16 protein-coding genes and 1 tRNA gene are annotated in these 15,789 nt (G+C 34.4%); 15 read left to right on the top strand and 2 right to left on the bottom strand.

What is annotated here, in order from left to right; genetic code table 11:
* Nucleotides 1-51: 51 nt before the first annotated feature.
* From AC2A1G_RS19505 to AC2A1G_RS19435, 15 genes are read left to right on the top strand one after another with little or no spacing between them, the layout of a single operon-like run.
* Nucleotides 52-1,155, top strand: coding sequence for a DegT/DnrJ/EryC1/StrS family aminotransferase (locus AC2A1G_RS19505; protein ID WP_484048550.1), 1,104 nt, complete (start codon nucleotides 52-54; stop codon nucleotides 1,153-1,155).
* 17 nt (nucleotides 1,156-1,172) lie between these two features.
* Nucleotides 1,173-2,123: a hypothetical protein gene (locus AC2A1G_RS19500; protein WP_484048549.1), complete on the top strand. Its 951-nt coding sequence runs from the start codon at nucleotides 1,173-1,175 to the stop codon at nucleotides 2,121-2,123.
* Nucleotides 2,113-3,597 carry an oligosaccharide flippase family protein gene (locus AC2A1G_RS19495; RefSeq protein WP_484048548.1) on the top strand — a complete coding sequence of 495 codons (1,485 nt, stop codon included), beginning with the start codon at nucleotides 2,113-2,115 and terminating at the stop codon, nucleotides 3,595-3,597. The genes AC2A1G_RS19500 and AC2A1G_RS19495 overlap by 11 nt, the downstream gene beginning before the upstream one ends.
* Before the next feature lie 12 nt (nucleotides 3,598-3,609).
* Nucleotides 3,610-4,557 (top strand): glycosyltransferase, encoded by a 948-nt coding sequence (locus tag AC2A1G_RS19490; protein ID WP_484048547.1) that lies wholly within the window; start codon nucleotides 3,610-3,612, stop codon nucleotides 4,555-4,557.
* A 60-nt stretch (nucleotides 4,558-4,617) separates the two neighbouring features.
* Nucleotides 4,618-5,688 carry an EpsG family protein gene (locus tag AC2A1G_RS19485; RefSeq protein ID WP_484048546.1) on the top strand — a complete coding sequence of 357 codons (1,071 nt, stop codon included), beginning with the start codon at nucleotides 4,618-4,620 and terminating at the stop codon, nucleotides 5,686-5,688.
* 1 nt (nucleotide 5,689) lies between these two features.
* Nucleotides 5,690-6,553 (top strand): glycosyltransferase family 2 protein, encoded by an 864-nt coding sequence (locus tag AC2A1G_RS19480; protein WP_484048545.1) that lies wholly within the window; start codon nucleotides 5,690-5,692, stop codon nucleotides 6,551-6,553.
* A gap of 47 nt (nucleotides 6,554-6,600) precedes the next feature.
* Nucleotides 6,601-7,608, top strand: coding sequence for a glycosyltransferase (locus tag AC2A1G_RS19475; RefSeq protein WP_484048544.1), 1,008 nt, complete (start codon nucleotides 6,601-6,603; stop codon nucleotides 7,606-7,608).
* 44 nt (nucleotides 7,609-7,652) lie between these two features.
* Nucleotides 7,653-8,789: an N-acetyl sugar amidotransferase gene (locus tag AC2A1G_RS19470; protein WP_484048543.1), complete on the top strand. Its 1,137-nt coding sequence runs from the start codon at nucleotides 7,653-7,655 to the stop codon at nucleotides 8,787-8,789.
* Nucleotides 8,786-9,400, top strand: coding sequence for an imidazole glycerol phosphate synthase subunit HisH (gene hisH, locus AC2A1G_RS19465; RefSeq protein WP_484048542.1), 615 nt, complete (start codon nucleotides 8,786-8,788; stop codon nucleotides 9,398-9,400). The genes AC2A1G_RS19470 and hisH overlap by 4 nt, the downstream gene beginning before the upstream one ends.
* A 4-nt stretch (nucleotides 9,401-9,404) precedes the next feature.
* A complete protein-coding gene (locus AC2A1G_RS19460) occupies nucleotides 9,405-10,169 on the top strand; it encodes an AglZ/HisF2 family acetamidino modification protein (protein WP_484048541.1) in 765 nt (254 codons plus the stop codon).
* A gap of 2 nt (nucleotides 10,170-10,171) precedes the next feature.
* Nucleotides 10,172-11,203 carry a polysaccharide biosynthesis protein gene (locus AC2A1G_RS19455; RefSeq protein ID WP_484048540.1) on the top strand — a complete coding sequence of 344 codons (1,032 nt, stop codon included), beginning with the start codon at nucleotides 10,172-10,174 and terminating at the stop codon, nucleotides 11,201-11,203.
* A 30-nt stretch (nucleotides 11,204-11,233) separates the two neighbouring features.
* On the top strand, nucleotides 11,234-12,355 hold the full coding sequence (wecB, locus tag AC2A1G_RS19450) for a non-hydrolyzing UDP-N-acetylglucosamine 2-epimerase (protein WP_484048539.1): 1,122 nt from the start codon (nucleotides 11,234-11,236) through the stop codon (nucleotides 12,353-12,355).
* Nucleotides 12,340-13,200, top strand: a complete 861-nt coding sequence (locus AC2A1G_RS19445) for a dTDP-4-dehydrorhamnose reductase family protein (RefSeq protein ID WP_484048538.1) — start codon at nucleotides 12,340-12,342, stop codon at nucleotides 13,198-13,200. The genes wecB and AC2A1G_RS19445 overlap by 16 nt, the downstream gene beginning before the upstream one ends.
* Complete coding sequence (locus tag AC2A1G_RS19440; RefSeq protein ID WP_484048537.1) at nucleotides 13,200-14,411, top strand: glycosyltransferase family 4 protein; 1,212 nt, start codon at nucleotides 13,200-13,202, stop codon at nucleotides 14,409-14,411. The genes AC2A1G_RS19445 and AC2A1G_RS19440 overlap by 1 nt, the downstream gene beginning before the upstream one ends.
* Entirely contained in the window at nucleotides 14,408-15,304 is an 897-nt protein-coding gene (locus AC2A1G_RS19435; RefSeq protein WP_484048536.1) for an NAD-dependent epimerase/dehydratase family protein, read from the top strand. The genes AC2A1G_RS19440 and AC2A1G_RS19435 overlap by 4 nt, the downstream gene beginning before the upstream one ends.
* A gap of 216 nt (nucleotides 15,305-15,520) precedes the next feature.
* On the opposite strand, the gene AC2A1G_RS19430 is transcribed toward AC2A1G_RS19435, so the two are convergent.
* Entirely contained in the window at nucleotides 15,521-15,655 is a 135-nt protein-coding gene (locus tag AC2A1G_RS19430; protein ID WP_484048535.1) for a GIY-YIG nuclease family protein, read from the bottom strand.
* A 44-nt stretch (nucleotides 15,656-15,699) separates the two neighbouring features.
* Nucleotides 15,700-15,773, bottom strand: a tRNA-Arg gene (locus tag AC2A1G_RS19425).
* Nucleotides 15,774-15,789 lie beyond the last annotated feature (16 nt).

Genomic DNA, 15,789 nt, shown 5'->3' with positions numbered 1-15,789 from the left:
TTTTGCACTTACCGATACGAAGTTAAAATAATTTAGAATAAAAAAAATCAAATGATAAAGTTTTTAGATTTACAGAAAATTAATCTTTTGCATCAGCAGGAGATAGAGGAGAGATTACTCACAGTGTTCAGGTCAGGATGGTATCTTCTTGGTAATGAAGTGAAAACTTTTGAAAATAATCTGGCAAAATATATTGGAAGCAGGTATGCGATTGGGGTAGCCAATGGTTTGGATGCTTTGAGGCTGATTTTGCGTGCCTATATAGAGATGGGCTTAATGAAGCAGGGCGACGAAATCATTGTTCCGGCAAATACTTATATAGCATCAATATTGGCAATATCAGATAACGGTTTGGTTCCTGTTTTAGTAGAGCCAAGCGATAAAGACTTCAATATCGATTGTACAAAGATTGAGGAAAAAATCACTGAAAAAACAAAGGGCATTTTGATTGTACATTTGTATGGTAGAGTGGTCTTTTCAGAAGATTTAATACAACTTAAAGATAAATACGGGCTTAAAATTATTGAAGACAATGCGCAGGCAATAGGTGCTGAATGGAATAACCTGAAAGCCGGAAATCTCGGTGATGCATCAGGCTTCAGTTTCTATCCCGGAAAAAATCTTGGTGCACTGGGAGATGCAGGTGCTGTAACTACTAATGACGAAGAATTGGCAAAAACCATCAGAGCAGTGGCCAACTATGGTTCAAACCAAAAATATATCAACATTTACCAAGGTTTAAACTCAAGGTTAGACGAAATTCAGGCGGCGGTTCTTGACGTGAAACTGAAATATATTAATCAGGAAAATCAGCTTCGCAGAAATATCGCAGAAAAGTATTCTCAGGAGATTTCAAACCCGCTGATTACGCTTCCTGAACAGCCTGAAAATGGAATTGAACACGTTTGGCATTTGTATGTGGTGAGAACATCCCGCAGAGAGGCTTTACAGAAATATCTTTTAGACAACGGAGTTCAGACGCTTATCCATTACCCAATTCCTCCCCACAAGCAAGAGGCTTACAAAGAGTGGAATAATGTTAGTTTTCCGCTGACTGAGAAGATTCATGAAGAAGTTTTATCTTTACCAATCAGTCCTGTAATGACAGAAGCAGAAACAGATACTGTAATCAGTCTGCTAAATGCATTTAAGTAAATTCACCTTTGGTATACATGAAAGAAAATATTAAAAAAAAGATTCTCAGCTTCCTCGACAGCAGAGGTTTTCAGAGAAAACCAATATTGCAGGAAGATAAAAAAGATGAGTTGTACGACGAGATGAAAAAAATGTTCAGGTCGGACAATAAAAATATTATTTCTGTTATCTTTTCAAAAGACAGGGCCATGCAGCTGGATGGCTTTTTGGCATCCTATTTTGAAAACGTAGCCAATTTTTCAGAGATTGTAGTGCTTTACCATACGGTAAATGAAGATCATGAAAAATCTTATCAGGATTTAAAAAAAATCTATGAAGATAAGCCGGTGCGATTTGTAAAAGAAACTTCTTTCAGGTCTCAGTTACTGGAGATTTTAGAAGTTACAGACGCAGGAAGAGTATTCTTCTATGTGGATGATATGATTTTTACAAAGAAAATAGACTACCGTTGGTTTGAAGAAATAGACCCTCTTGAGAATATTGTAAGTTTATCGAGAGGCAAAGACTTTGTCTACAGTACGGTTTTGGCTAAAGAGCTTCAGCTCCCTTTCATTTCGAAATACAATGAAAATTTATTTGTATTTAAATGGAATGAAATAAAAGAATATTCAGATTGGTCTTATCCTTTGGGAGTTTCCGGATACATGTTTTCGCGCCCTGAAATGCTTCAGATGCTCAAAGTATCAGCTTTCAAAGCACCCAACTCTTTAGAACACAGCATGCAGGGTTTTTATTCCTACTTTATCAACAGAGGCGGGATCTGCCTTGAAAAGGTTGTGACTCCCTGCGTACACACCAATATTACACAGACAGAAGGTTACAACAATGTTCTCGGTCATTTTTCTCTGGAAGAACTTTTGGTTTTATGGAATGAAAATAAAAGAATAGACTACCACGAATTCCAGGGGCTTTCAGTTTCTGAAGCAGAAATGAAAAAATATAATTTTATCTCAAGAGATGAGCAATAGCGAGTATAAAAGTAATTTTAAAACTACACTGGCTTTCGGCGGGATGCAGATTATCTCTGTGCTCGTATCTGTTCTACGAGGTAAAATGGTCGCCGTCTTTCTGGGTGCTGCGGGCATGGGAATCAATAATTTATATCTCAATGCAATCAACCTGATTTCTACATTTTCAGGTTTTGGATTAGAATTAAGTGCCGTAAGAGATATTTCTGAAAGTTCTAATGATAAAAAAAACATTGGTAGAAATATCAGACTGGCTTCCAGAATTTTTTTATATACATCTATTTTTGGTGCAATTATCACCATTGCGCTGTCTCCTTGGCTAAGTGAGTGGACATTTGATAATGACCAGCATATTCTTCCTTTTATTATCCTGTCTCTATTTGTCTTTTTTACCGGAATGTACAAATTTCAGCAGACGGTAATGCGGGGTTTGAGGCAGATTAATATGATTCTGAAATCAGGAATCTATGGAGCTGTAGCAGGTTTGGTATTTAGCTTTCCTGTGTATTATATTTTAGGGAAAGACGGCATCGTTTGGGGGATTTTAATCGGTGTGGTAGCTAATTTTATTACCAGCTATATTTTTTATGTAAAAATTAAACCTGTAAAAGTTACAATAAGCCGTACTGAAATCTTTGATAAAGGAAAAGTGCTCATGGGTTTCGGAATGATGCTGGTGCTTTCAGTGTTGATTGGTCTTTTTGCTAAATTCATTATCAGTGTTTTCATCGGTAAAATGGGAGACGTAAAAGATGTAGGATATTACACCGCGGCTGTAGGAATCAGCACGCAGTATATAGGCTTTATACTTTCTTCTCTAAGCGCAGATTATTTCCCGAGAATTTCTGCGGTACATTCAGATTCTTCAAAACTGAACTCGGTAGTAAACGAACAGATTGAGATTGTACTTTTGTTGGCAACTCCATTATTGATTATCATGCTGATTAGCTCTCCATTACTGATTACCTTATTGCTGAGCAAGGAGTTTTTGGTAATTAAAGATTTTATAAGATATATTGCGCTGGGATCATTCTTACAGGTAGCTTCCTACTGTCAGGGATATATATCTTTCGCTAAAAACGATAAAAAAACCTATTTTTTTCTGGAAGGATTTTTCTCTAATATTTTACAGGTAGGTCTTACGCTTATCTGCTATAAATTTTGGGGAATACTGGGCTTGGGTATCGCATTTTTAGCTATTTACGTAGTCTACTTTTTCGTAATCAATATCGTAGTAAGTAAACTGTACGGTTATAAAAGTACGGGCGAAAACAGAAGAATATTTCTCATTATGTTTCTTTTTATTTTTTCGGCATTTTCTGTCTTTTTCTATTTGAAAGAAAGCATATATTCTTATGTTTTGAGCTGTTTAATTCTTATATTCAATTTGCTTTACTGCTACTATTGTATCAGTCAAAAGATGGACATCAGAAAGATGATCATGTCGAAACTGAAAAAAGATAAGACCGCATAAAATAATTATAAAATGAATCCATTGGTATCTGTAGGCGTCGTGTCTTTCAATTCTTCACAATACGTCATTGAAACACTTGAAAGCATCAAAAATCAGATTTATAATCCGATTGAGCTTATCATTTCCGATGACTGCTCTCAGGACGATACCGTGGCAGTATGCAAAAGATGGGTAGCCGAAAACAAAAGTTACTTCACAGAATGTACCATCATTGAATCTGAAAAAAATACCGGAATTCCTGCCAACTGCAACCGGGCTGTAAAAGCATCATCAGGAAAATGGATAAAACTGATTGCAGCAGACGATGTACTCACTGAAAACGGCATCAGTGACATGATCGATTTTGCTGTGAAAAATCCTTCAGCAAAAGCAATACATTCCCAATCTGAGTATTATCAGGATAATTTTGAAGAAAATAATTTGATTCTCATTAGTGACAAAACCGATGAACTCTTCAATAATATTAAAATTTCATCTTCACAGCAGTTTACAATTCTTCTACAGGGTTGTCACGTAAATACACCCACAGTGATGATCATGAAAAAAGTGTACGAAGATCTTGGAGGTTTTGATGAAGCAATCAAGACTGTAGAAGACTGGCCTATGTGGCTTCACCTCACCAAAAATGGAGTCAAATTTTGGTATTTACCGAAAGTTACAGTGAAGTACAGAGTTCACAGCAAATCTGCAACTTATATAGATAGGGATGCTATGCTGATTACAAAGCAGCAGCTTATGGAAGCCGATGTTTATGAAAGATATATTTCCTGCGAATTAACGGGAATCAGAAAATTTCTGGAAGAGGCAGAAAATAAAAGAGTGCGGTTTTTACCGAAAATGGGATTCAGAAAACGTACTTTCATCGGGAAAATGATTAATTTTACCACGTATAATTTACTTAATTTTTTTAGAGTACGTATTAAAAAATCTGAACTTAAAAAACTTTCTAACGAAATATAATTATAATATCCATCACCATAACATTAATTCAAAAGAATACTTACATCTTTACTGCTACAAATGAACTTTATCATACTTTTTACATTTTTTTTGCTCATACTTTCTCTGGTACTTCAGCTGTACAGTGGAGGCAAAAATGTAAATTCAGTACTTGCACTCGCAGTCGTTTTCGTATTTTGTGGGCTCATTACTTTTTCAGCAGATTACTGGGCTTATAAGTACTATCATGTAAATCAGGAAACAGCGCACATGGAGCCGATGTTTGGTTTTATAAGTAAATATTTTGACAGAGATAATTTTGCTGGACTATTCAGATTTTATGTCTTCTGCTACAGTTTTTTACTGGTATGGATAGTGAAAATTTTCTATAAAAATCCACTCATTATTGTTTTGCTGTATGTGCCGATAGTATTTGTATTTTATACAGCACAAATCAGGTTTTTTATGGGCTATTTCCCGGCAATTCTTGCACTGTATTATTTTTTACACAAGAAAAATAATCTGATAGCTGCTCTGCTGTTTATATTTGCTGTACTTAATCATACATCCTTATATCTTCTCCTTTTGTTTATACCTTACTATAAACTGAAAAATGCTGTATTAGGGAAATATACTATTTACTTTGCTGTACTCATTCTTATTATATTTCTTCTTTCTTATTTTGTATTTAAATTTAATATTGGAGGAGAAAGCAGAGTTGGTCTTTACACTGTGTCAAAAAGAGTTTCAAGCTTTACAGGAGGTGTTTTTTACTTTTTTCCCTATCTGGTCCTGTTCCTTTACATCAATTTTTTGGTGCAGTCGAGATTAAAAAATGATCCGGAATATCTCTCAGATGGAAATTTAAAGATATTATATTATCTCACCATATTTCCTTTTACCTTTTTACTAATCTCTTTTTTTGTTCAGGTAATTGGTCACAGGTTTATCATATCTGCATCCTTGTTTGCTATTATTTTGTTTTTCAGGATGAAACCAACTTTTCAGGAAAAAATATATTTTATAATCATCATGATTTTTATGTATTTCTATACATTTATACTTCCTCCTATGGTTATTAAAGACAACAATGTTCCTGTAATGATCAAAACAATATATTCAAACGAATTTTTCAAAAATTATTTTCTTTAAAATGAAGATCAGTATTATAATCGTGACCTATCACTCTGAAAATCTTATAGAAGAATGTATTGCTTCTCTTTTCCGATATAATGATCTGTCAGCAGAAGAAATAGAGATTATAGTGGTAGACAACAGTGGTGAAGAAGGCTTCGGGAAAATGAGATTACTTCTTGAAAATAAATTCGGAGATGACGGTATTATTCTTATTAAAAATCATAACGGAGGCTATGGTCAGGGCAATAATGTGGGAATCAGAAAGGCAACTGGCGAAATTCTGCTGATAATGAATCCAGATGTGAGACTTACAGAACCGCTTTTCCTCAAAACAATCAAGCATTTTGAAAATCAGGAAGTGGCATCAGTTGGTTACAGCCAAATTGGTGGACAAAATCTATCATATTTCATCAAGCCGGAATATTTTCTGCCTGTGATATCTGCCGTACACACAAAATTGATGAATAAATTCAGGATTTTTTCAGATAGACACTTTTCTCTGTCGGGGGCGTGTGTCTTTTTCAGAAAATCTGCATTTTTGGAAATAGGACTATATGATGAGAAAATGTATATGTACTACGAAGAACCGGATGTTTCAAACCGGTTGCGTAAGAAAAATAAGATATCAGTGTATGATAACACCTCCTCATATATACATCTTGTAGGAGAAACCACCAGCTTCAACCCTAAATTATTAGATTTTGCTTCTCAGTCACTCAAGACTTATTTTATGAAGCATGGTTTTAAATTTAGACCTTACATCCAAAAAAGATTATTTGAACTTAAAATACAAAGCTTCTATGCTAAATTTTTTGGGCAAAAAGAAAGGCAGGAAATGATACTTGCCTATACTAAAAGTTTGAAAAACACTATTAAATAAAGAATTTCAACGAATGAAACTGTATTTTAGCCTTAATACTTAGCAAAATGTTACTCATAGACGCTATTTATATCAACGACAGCGGCGGGAAGATTCTGCTCGACTATCTTTTGCAGGAGCTCGAAAAATCCGGCAGAAAATGTATGTACCTTCTTGATAAAAGAGTGGAAGGGAAAGTGTCTTTTCTCCAGAATACTACAAATGAAGTCTACTTTTTAGAGGGTTCGCTGTACAAGAGGCATTTATTTTATTTAAAGCACAGGAACAGAATAAGTTCAGCATTATGTTTCGGAGATTTACCGCCAAGTCTGAAGCTTAAAGCACGGGTTTACACCTATTTTCATTCTGAATTATACATTAGAGTTCCTCAGGATTCTTCATTGAAATATAAATCCATATTCTTCCTGAAAAGATCTGTATTGAGATTTCTTTTGAAAAATAGTGACTTTTGGATGTTACAGACAGAAACTATCTCTGGAAATTTCAGAAATAAATTTAAAATTCCAGAAAATAAAACGCTGTTACTGCCTTTTTATCCACCACTTTCAAAACCCTTTGAAAGCATCAGAGAAAAAGACAGTTTTGTTTTTGTAAGCAACGCAGTACCTCATAAAAATCATGTAAGGCTCATCAACGCATTTTGTAAATTTTATGATCAGGAGAAAAGAGGTAAGCTTACAATTACTGTAGACTCTTTCTATCAGCATTTAATTCATTTAATTGAAGAAAAACAAAAACAGGGGTATCCTATTGTAAATATCGGTTTCATTAAAAGAGAAAAACTTGCGGAAGTGTACAGTTCTGCAGAATATTTGGTTTACCCTTCACTGGCAGAAAGTTTTGGTCTTGCGATACTTGAGGCGATGGATTGCGGCTGTAAGGTGATTGGTGCAGACTTGCCATATCTATATGCAGTATGTGAACCTTCTTTAACATTTGACCCATTCGATGAAAATTCTATTTCAAAAACATTATCTTTATCGCTCAAAGGTCATCTAAAACCATCTGTGGGTAAAGCAAACAATGAAATAGAAGCCTTATTAAAAACACTTTAGAAAAAAAGTAAGTTCAAATAGAGATTTTAAAGCACACACCATTGATGTACAGTCCCAGAATATGTTCCCGAACGGTAATGGATGATACAGATCCTAAAATAGTTTTCAACGAGAAAGGTGAAAGTGATTATGTGACCAATTTTAATGAAAATATTCTACCTTCATGGAATTATGGTAATGACGATTCCGGCTACATTTTAAAAGTAGCAGAAAAAATAAAGAAGAGCAGAAAAAACAACAGCTACGACTGTATTATAGGAATCAGCGGGGGGCTAGACAGTTCTTACATGCTTTATATAGCCAAAGAAGTCATGGGTTTGAGACCTTTGGCATTTCATGTAGATGCAGGCTGGAATTCAAGCCAGGCAGTTTCCAATATTGAAAAACTAGTCAAAGGTTTGGGAATAGATCTGTATACCGAGGTTATAGACTGGGAAGAAATGAAAGATTTGCAGCTTGCATTTTTAAAATCACAAATTCCAGATCAGGATCTTCCTCAGGATATTGCATTTTTTTCTGCACTTTACAGATATGCAAGAAAAAACAATATCAAATATATTTTAACGGGTGCCAACTTTTCTACAGAATGCTGTAAAGAACCAGAAGACTGGGGAGCTTATGCAGGAATAGACAAGAGATTGATTACAGATATTCACAGAAAATTCGGAAAAAAAGCACTTAAAAAATTTCCTATAATAGATATTTTTGAATACAAAATATATTACAAATATTTTGTGGGAATGCATGTGTTTAATCCGCTCAATCATATCAGGTTTTTGAAAGAAGATGCCGAAAATACTTTAGGAACGAAATTGGGATGGGAGAAATTCGGACATAAACACCACGAATCTGTATTTACCAGATTTTTTGAAGACTTTTGGCTTCCGAGAAAATTTGGTTTTGACAGGCGTAAGGTTCATTTTTCAAGTTTGATTCTTACAGGACAAATGACACGCAATGAGGCACTCGAAAGATTAAAATTTCCTGAAATGGCAGAACAGGATATTGCCAATGAATTTGAATATGTTGCCCATAAATTAGATTTAACCGTTGAGGAATTACAGAATATTTTTGAAGGTGAAAATAAAACATTCAGAGATTATAAAAATAAAAGAAATTGGATAGGTTTGGGAGCTAAAATCCTTAAAAGCCTGGGTTTAGAAAAGAGACTTTTCAGATGATTACAGTAGTTGATTATGGCATCGGGAATACCAAAGCTTTTGTTAATGTTTATGAAAGACTGCATATTCCTGTAAAAATTGCCAGAAATTTAGATGATTTACAGAACGCCGAAAAACTGATTTTACCGGGAGTCGGCAGTTTTGATTCTGCAATGAAAAATCTTGAAGAGTCAGGGATGAAAGAGACCCTGAATCAACTGGTACTTGAAGCTAAAGTACCTGTGTTGGGTGTTTGTCTTGGTATGCAGATTATGGCAGAAAAGAGCGAAGAAGGTGCTTGCCAAGGTCTTGGGTGGATAAAAGGACAGGTTAAAAAAATTGATCCTGAAAAAGTACCTCATCAAAGCAAATTACCACACATGGGCTGGAATGAAGTTCGTTTTTTAAAAGAAAATGCACTGATAAATAATCTTGGAAACAACAGCCTTTTCTATTTTCTGCATTCATACTACATCGATTGCCATTATCAAAACCAGATTTTGGGAGTAACAGAATTTGCTGGCGATTTTGCTTCTGCAGTACAGAATGATAACATTTACGGAACACAATTTCATCCTGAAAAAAGTCATTCTTGCGGAGAAAAATTATTGTTTAACTTTGCTAAATTATAGTTGAATGATAAGGCCAAGAATAATTCCGAGTTTATTGATACGAGATAAAGGTCTTGTAAAAACAGTCAACTTTAATAATGAAAAATACATTGGTGATCCGCTCAATGCAGTGCGTATTTTTAATGAGAAAGAAGTCGACGAAATCGTTATCTTTGATATAGATGCTTCTGTAAAAAATAACGAACCGGATTTTAATCTGATAGAAAAAATAGCAAGACAGTCCAGAATGCCGGTTTGCTATGGTGGAGGGGTGAAATCCGAAGCAACAGCACAAAAAATACTTGAGCTGGGAGTAGAAAAAATAGCGCTCTCATCTTTGTTTTTTGAGAATGTGAACATCGTTTCCGGAATGGTTATGAAAATGGGTTCTCAAAGTGTTGTTTTGGTTTTAGATGTAAGAAAAAAAAGTGAAAATCAGTACGCAGTTCATATTCATAACGGTACTGTTGAGATAAAAGAAGATCTCATCTCCATCATTTCAAAAGCGGAAGAAATAGGAATAGGAGAGATTATTATCAACTCCATTGACAAAGACGGAACAATGGAAGGCTACGATTTTGCTTTGCTCGAAAAAGTACGCAATACCACATCGTTACCCTTGAGTTTTCTGGGTGGAGCAGGAAACCTGGATGATATAAAAAAAGTTATAGAAAAACACGGAAATGTGGGAGTGGCTGCAGGCAGTCTTTTTGTGTATTGTGACAGTAAAAAAGCTGTACTCATTACCTATCCCTCAAAAGACGAAAAAAATAATTTATTCAAATACTAAACATGCAAATTAATAATAAAATATTACTGATAACCGGTGGTACAGGCTCATTTGGAACTGCTGTTCTCGATAGGTTTTTAGCCACTGATCATTTTAAAGAAATCCGGATTTTTTCAAGAGACGAAAAAAAGCAGGAAGATATGAGGAATTTCTATAAAAATGAGAAAATCAAGTATTTTATTGGTGACGTCAGAGATTTCAGCAGTGTAGATTATGCAATGAAAGATGTGGATTATGTTTTTCATGCAGCAGCTTTGAAACAGGTTCCATCATGCGAATTTTTTCCTATGCAGGCGGTTAAAACCAACGTAGAAGGTACCCAGAACGTTATCAGAGCAGCGTCTTACAATAAAGTAAAAAAGGTTATTTGCCTTTCTACCGATAAAGCAGCTTATCCTATCAATGCTATGGGTATTTCTAAAGCAATGATGGAAAAAGTTGCGGTAGCCGAAGCCAGAAATCTGAAAGATACAGTCGTTTGTTTAACCAGATATGGAAATGTAATGGCGTCACGGGGATCTGTGATACCATTGTTTCTTTCACAGATTGAAAGTAACGAAGATATTACGATTACAGATCCTAATATGACCCGTTTTTTAATGTCTTTGGATGAAGCTGTAGAATTGGTATTATTTGCATTCGAGCATGGTAACGCAGGAGATTTGTTTGTTAATAAAGCCCCTGCTGCTACAATTGGTGATCTCGCTCAGGCGATTTTAGAACTGAAGAATGCAAAAAACAAAGTGAAAATTATCGGAACCAGACATGGTGAAAAACTATACGAAACGCTTTGTACCCGTGAGGAAATGATGAACGCTGAAGATATGGGCGATTTTTACAGAATTCCATCAGATAACAGAGATTTGAATTATGCGAAGTATTTTTCTGAAGGAAATAGGATTGATGTACCGATGGAAGATTATAATTCTCACAATACGAAAAGAGAAAATGTGGAGGGAGTAAAAAGTTTACTTAAAAAATTGGAACTTTTTCAAACGAAAAATCAGGGAAATCCTGAAACATCAGTATTCTGATAATGTAGAAGGAAAAGATAAATTAAACAAATGAAGAAATTAAAAGTAGCAACGATTCTCGGTACCAGGCCCGAAATTATTCGTCTTGCTGAGTGTATTAAAAAATGTGATATTTATTTTGATCATATTCTGATTCACACAGGTCAAAATTATGACTACGAACTCAACGAAATATTTTTTGAAGATCTTGAATTAAGAAAACCCGATTATTTCCTGAATGTTGTAGGAAGTCATCTTGGAGAAACGATAGGAAATGTAATTTCAAAATCCTTCGAAATTTTAGCTCAGGAAAAACCGGATGCTCTTTTGGTTTTGGGTGATACAAACAGTGTTTTAAGTACGATTGCTGCCAAAAGATTAAAAATCCCAATCTTCCACATGGAAGCAGGAAACAGGTGTTTTGATCAAAATGTTCCTGAAGAAATTAATAGAAAAATATCAGACCATATCAGTGATATTAATCTTACTTATACAGAAAATAGCAGAAGATATCTTTTAAGCGAAGGGTTTAGAAAAGATCATGTATTCGTTACGGGTTCACCATTAAAGGAAGTTTTAAACAAATACGCAGATAAAATTGAAAACAGCAATGTTGTAGAGCAGTTATCTTTAAAGGAAAATAATTTTATCGTAGTAAGCGCGCACCGCGAAGAAAATATCGATCTCGACAATCATTTTGAAATATTATCTGAATCTATCAACGCTGTAGCTGAAAAATACCAGATGCCGGTGATTTTCTCAACACATCCGCGTACTAAAAACAGAATTGAAAAAAATAAAATTCAGTTTCATCCTTTGGTTAAAAATGTAGTACCACTTGGTTTTTTCGATTATGTAAAACTGCAGAGCAAATCATTTATTGTGCTTTCAGACAGTGGTACAATCAGTGAAGAATCTGCTATGATGGGATTTCCAGCAATTAGTATTCGTACAAGTACCGAAAGACCTGAAGCTATAGATGCAGGTACAATTGTTTTAGGAGGAATTTCAAAAGATCAGATGCTCAATGCAATCGAAATTTCAAAAGGACTTTTTGATCCTGATATAAATCTTCCATTCGAATATGAAGTTACCAATACGTCAGATCGTGTAATTAAAGCTATTCAAAGCTATTCTTCTATCGTTGATAAAGTAATATGGAACAAAAAATAAAAAAAATTCTGGTTTTAGGAGTTAAAGGAATGGCAGGTCACGTAATTTATAATTATCTGACAAAAAATTCTGCTTTGGAAGTCTTTGGAATTGCCCGGGATATTGCTGAAAGCAAAAACCTGATTTCATTAGATGTTTCAGACACAATAAATTTAGAAAAAATAATTATTGATAATAAATTCGATGTGGTGATTAACTGCATTGGTATTTTAAATAAAGATGCTGAAAACCATCCTGCGAAAGCCATCTGGTTTAATAGTTATTTTCCACACTTTTTAGAACAAATCACCGCAAATTCAGATACCAGAATTTTCCATATTAGCACAGATTGTGTTTTTAATGGAAAAAAAGGTAATTATGCAGAAAATGATGTAAAAGACGGCGAAGGATTCTATGCCCAGTCAAAAGCTTTGGGAGAAATAGAAAATAAAAAAGATCTTACAATCCGAACGTCAATAATTGGTCCCGAACTGAACAAAAACGGAATCGGACTTTTCCATTGGTTTATGAATCAGACTGGCGAAATCAAAGGTTATACTTCTGCCATCTGGAGCGGTGTCACTACTTTGGAGTTGGCAAAAGCTGTTGAATTTTTTATCCAAAATAATCAGAGTGGTTTAGCACATCTTACCAATGGAATTCCAATCAATAAATATGATTTAATTTCATTATTTAAAGAGATTTGGGAAAAAAATACTATTGCAATTCTGCCTTATGACGAAAAAAAAGTAGATAAATCCTTAAAAAAATCCTTAGCTTTACCATATAATGTGCCTGATTACAAAAAAATGTTGCAGGAGCAGCATTTGTGGATGACGGAACATAGAAATTTATACAGCTATTAATGAGGATTTTAGTTATCTCTCAGTATTTTTGGCCTGAGAATTTTAAGATTAACGATATATGTCTGGGGCTTAAAGAAAGAGGACATCACATAGAGGTTCTTACTGCAATTCCCAATTATCCTGCAGGAAAATTTTTTGAAGGCTATTCTTTTTTTGGGAATAAAGATGAGGTTTGGAATGATATTAAAATTCATAGAAGTAAGATTTTTGCACGAGGTAATGGTGGTTTTAAATTAATGCTCAATTATTTCTCCTTCGTTTTTTTCGGAAGTCTTAAAGCTAAAAAATTAAAAGGAAATTTTGATTGCATTTTCGTGTATGAACCATCACCTATCACTGTGGGAATTCCGGCCATTGTAGCTTCCAGAAAGCTCAAAATTCCGTATTATTTTTGGGTTCAGGATTTGTGGCCCGAAAGTCTTACCGCAGCGGGTGGTATAGAAAATAAATATGTTCTTGGTTTTTTTCACAAAATCACCCAGATCATTTATAAAAATGCTGAAAAAGTATTGGTGCAGTCTAAAGGCTTTAAAAATTATATAATCAATCAGAAAACAGATCCCGGAAAGATTATATTTTATCCTAATTCTACAGAAAATTTTTACAGACCCGTAGAACCAGAGATTAAATTTACAGAAAAATTACCATCAGGATTTTGCATCACCTTTGCAGGGAATCTGGGAGAAGCTCAAAGTCTTCTCACCGTTTTGCAGGCGGCTATTATTGTAAAAGAAAAAGGTTTTTCAGATATAAAATGGGTTTTTCTCGGTAATGGCAGACAGCGTCACCAGCTTGAGCAGTTTGTAGATGATAATAGTCTTGGTGATGTAGTTAGTTTTTTGGGAGCTTATCCTTCAGCAGATATGCCGGGCTTTTTTGCGGCTAGTGATGTATTGATTTCCAGTCTTAAAAAAGATAAAATTTTTGCACTCACCATTCCTTCAAAAATTCAGTCTTATCTGGCTTGTGGTAAACCTATTTTGGCTTCACTTGATGGCGAGGGTGCTAATATTGTGGAAAAAGCAAATGCTGGATATGCTTCAGCTGCAGAAAATGCCGCAGAGCTTGCAGAAAATGCTGTCAAAATATATAATATTTCAGAAAGTGAGAGAAAAGAAATGGGGAAGAATGCTTTGGCGTACTACAAGAAAGAATTTGAGCGTGAAATGCTTTTGGATAAACTTATTTTAATTTTACAAGGAAAAGTATGAAAATAACCATCACAGGTATTACCGGGTTTGTGGGGCAAAACCTGTCGAAATACTTATTAGAAAACTCTTTTGAGGTAGAGGGGCTTTCTCTCAGGAACAGCTGGGCTTTCCCCGTTGATACAGATGCTATTGTTCATCTTGCAGGCAAAGCTCACGATACCTCAAACACATCAGAGGAAAATGAATATTTTAAGATCAACAGAGATTTAACCATTCAGCTTTTTGAGAAGTTTCTAAATTCAGATGTAAAAGATTTTTTCTATTTCAGTTCCGTGAAAGCAACTGCTGATACAATTGATGAGATTTTGGATGAAAATCACATTTCAAATCCCAAAACTCCATACGGGAAATCTAAACTCGAAGCAGAAAATTATTTGCTAAGTCAAACTTTACCTGAAAGCAAAAGATTGTTTATTATCCGTCCCTGCATGATTCACGGACCGGGAAATAAAGGCAATCTCAATTTACTGTATAAAGTTGTAGAAAAGGGGATTCCTTGGCCTTTAGCGGCTTTTCACAACCAAAGATCATTTTTGAGTATTGATAACTTAAATTATTTAATACTCGAAATGCTTAAAAATAAAAGTATTCCCTCAGGAATCTATAATTTTGCTGATGATGAAAGTCTTTCAACCAACGAGCTGATTACTGTAATCAATTCTGTGGTAGGGAAGAAACCGAAGCTTTGGAATATTTCTAAAAATCTTATAGAAAAAACAGCATCATTTGGTGATAAATTAAAATTACCTCTGAATTCTGAAAGATTAAAAAAACTGACAGAGTCCTATGTCGTTTCTAATAAGAAAATAAAATCTGCTTTAGGAATTGAAAACCTTCCATTAAAAGCAGAAAGTGGTCTCAAAAAAACATTGAAAACTTTTGAAAAACCATAACAGAAGACACTTACTCTTGAAAATATATTCAATTAAGTTTAATCGAAAAATTTAATTCTAAATGATATAGAGGTTTATTGGATTTGGTTCAATAAACCTTTTTTATAACTCTTGAGTTGTTGGATTTTTTTTCATAAAAAAGAGAAACCATTTTATTTCCAGCTATCTTCTAAAGGCTTCAGATTTTGAACCAAAATTTTCAGAATAAACCAAGATCTAGTCTTTTGCTTTGGAAGTAAATCCTTTATGATCAGATAAGTGTTTTCTTAATCTTTCTTGTAGCGGTTCGCAAGAATGACCAATGTAATACTTATTTAAAAATTTTGAGTAAAGAATATAGCAGAAACACATAAACGAAGATAAAAAAAACTCACAAAAAAATTGTGAGTTTTCAGTGAGCGCGTCAGGATTCGAACCTGAGACCGTCTGCTTAGAAGGCAGATGCTCTATCCAGCTGAGCTACGCACCCATTTGTAATTTTGTGA

The sequence above is a fragment of the Chryseobacterium sp. HNCC26DJ240 genome (assembly GCF_057180485.1).
The sequence above is the reverse complement of the archived record's forward strand: the minus strand, read 5'-3'. Positions and strand labels throughout refer to the sequence as shown.

Excerpts from the sequence above, each read along its gene's own strand:
- AC2A1G_RS19505 (WP_484048550.1), top strand. The coding sequence starts at position 52 with ATGATAAAGTTTTTAGATTTACAGAAAATTAATCTTTTGCATCAGCAG.
- AC2A1G_RS19500 (WP_484048549.1), top strand. The coding sequence starts at position 1,173 with ATGAAAGAAAATATTAAAAAAAAGATTCTCAGCTTCCTCGACAGCAGA.
- AC2A1G_RS19495 (WP_484048548.1), top strand. The coding sequence starts at position 2,113 with ATGAGCAATAGCGAGTATAAAAGTAATTTTAAAACTACACTGGCTTTC.
- AC2A1G_RS19490 (WP_484048547.1), top strand. The coding sequence starts at position 3,610 with ATGAATCCATTGGTATCTGTAGGCGTCGTGTCTTTCAATTCTTCACAA.
- AC2A1G_RS19485 (WP_484048546.1), top strand. The coding sequence starts at position 4,618 with ATGAACTTTATCATACTTTTTACATTTTTTTTGCTCATACTTTCTCTG.
- AC2A1G_RS19480 (WP_484048545.1), top strand. The coding sequence starts at position 5,690 with ATGAAGATCAGTATTATAATCGTGACCTATCACTCTGAAAATCTTATA.
- AC2A1G_RS19475 (WP_484048544.1), top strand. The coding sequence starts at position 6,601 with ATGTTACTCATAGACGCTATTTATATCAACGACAGCGGCGGGAAGATT.
- AC2A1G_RS19470 (WP_484048543.1), top strand. The coding sequence starts at position 7,653 with ATGTACAGTCCCAGAATATGTTCCCGAACGGTAATGGATGATACAGAT.
- hisH (WP_484048542.1), top strand. The coding sequence starts at position 8,786 with ATGATTACAGTAGTTGATTATGGCATCGGGAATACCAAAGCTTTTGTT.
- AC2A1G_RS19460 (WP_484048541.1), top strand. The coding sequence starts at position 9,405 with ATGATAAGGCCAAGAATAATTCCGAGTTTATTGATACGAGATAAAGGT.
- AC2A1G_RS19455 (WP_484048540.1), top strand. The coding sequence starts at position 10,172 with ATGCAAATTAATAATAAAATATTACTGATAACCGGTGGTACAGGCTCA.
- wecB (WP_484048539.1), top strand. The coding sequence starts at position 11,234 with ATGAAGAAATTAAAAGTAGCAACGATTCTCGGTACCAGGCCCGAAATT.
- AC2A1G_RS19445 (WP_484048538.1), top strand. The coding sequence starts at position 12,340 with ATGGAACAAAAAATAAAAAAAATTCTGGTTTTAGGAGTTAAAGGAATG.
- AC2A1G_RS19440 (WP_484048537.1), top strand. The coding sequence starts at position 13,200 with ATGAGGATTTTAGTTATCTCTCAGTATTTTTGGCCTGAGAATTTTAAG.
- AC2A1G_RS19435 (WP_484048536.1), top strand. The coding sequence starts at position 14,408 with ATGAAAATAACCATCACAGGTATTACCGGGTTTGTGGGGCAAAACCTG.
- AC2A1G_RS19430 (WP_484048535.1), bottom strand. The coding sequence starts at position 15,655 with ATGTGTTTCTGCTATATTCTTTACTCAAAATTTTTAAATAAGTATTAC.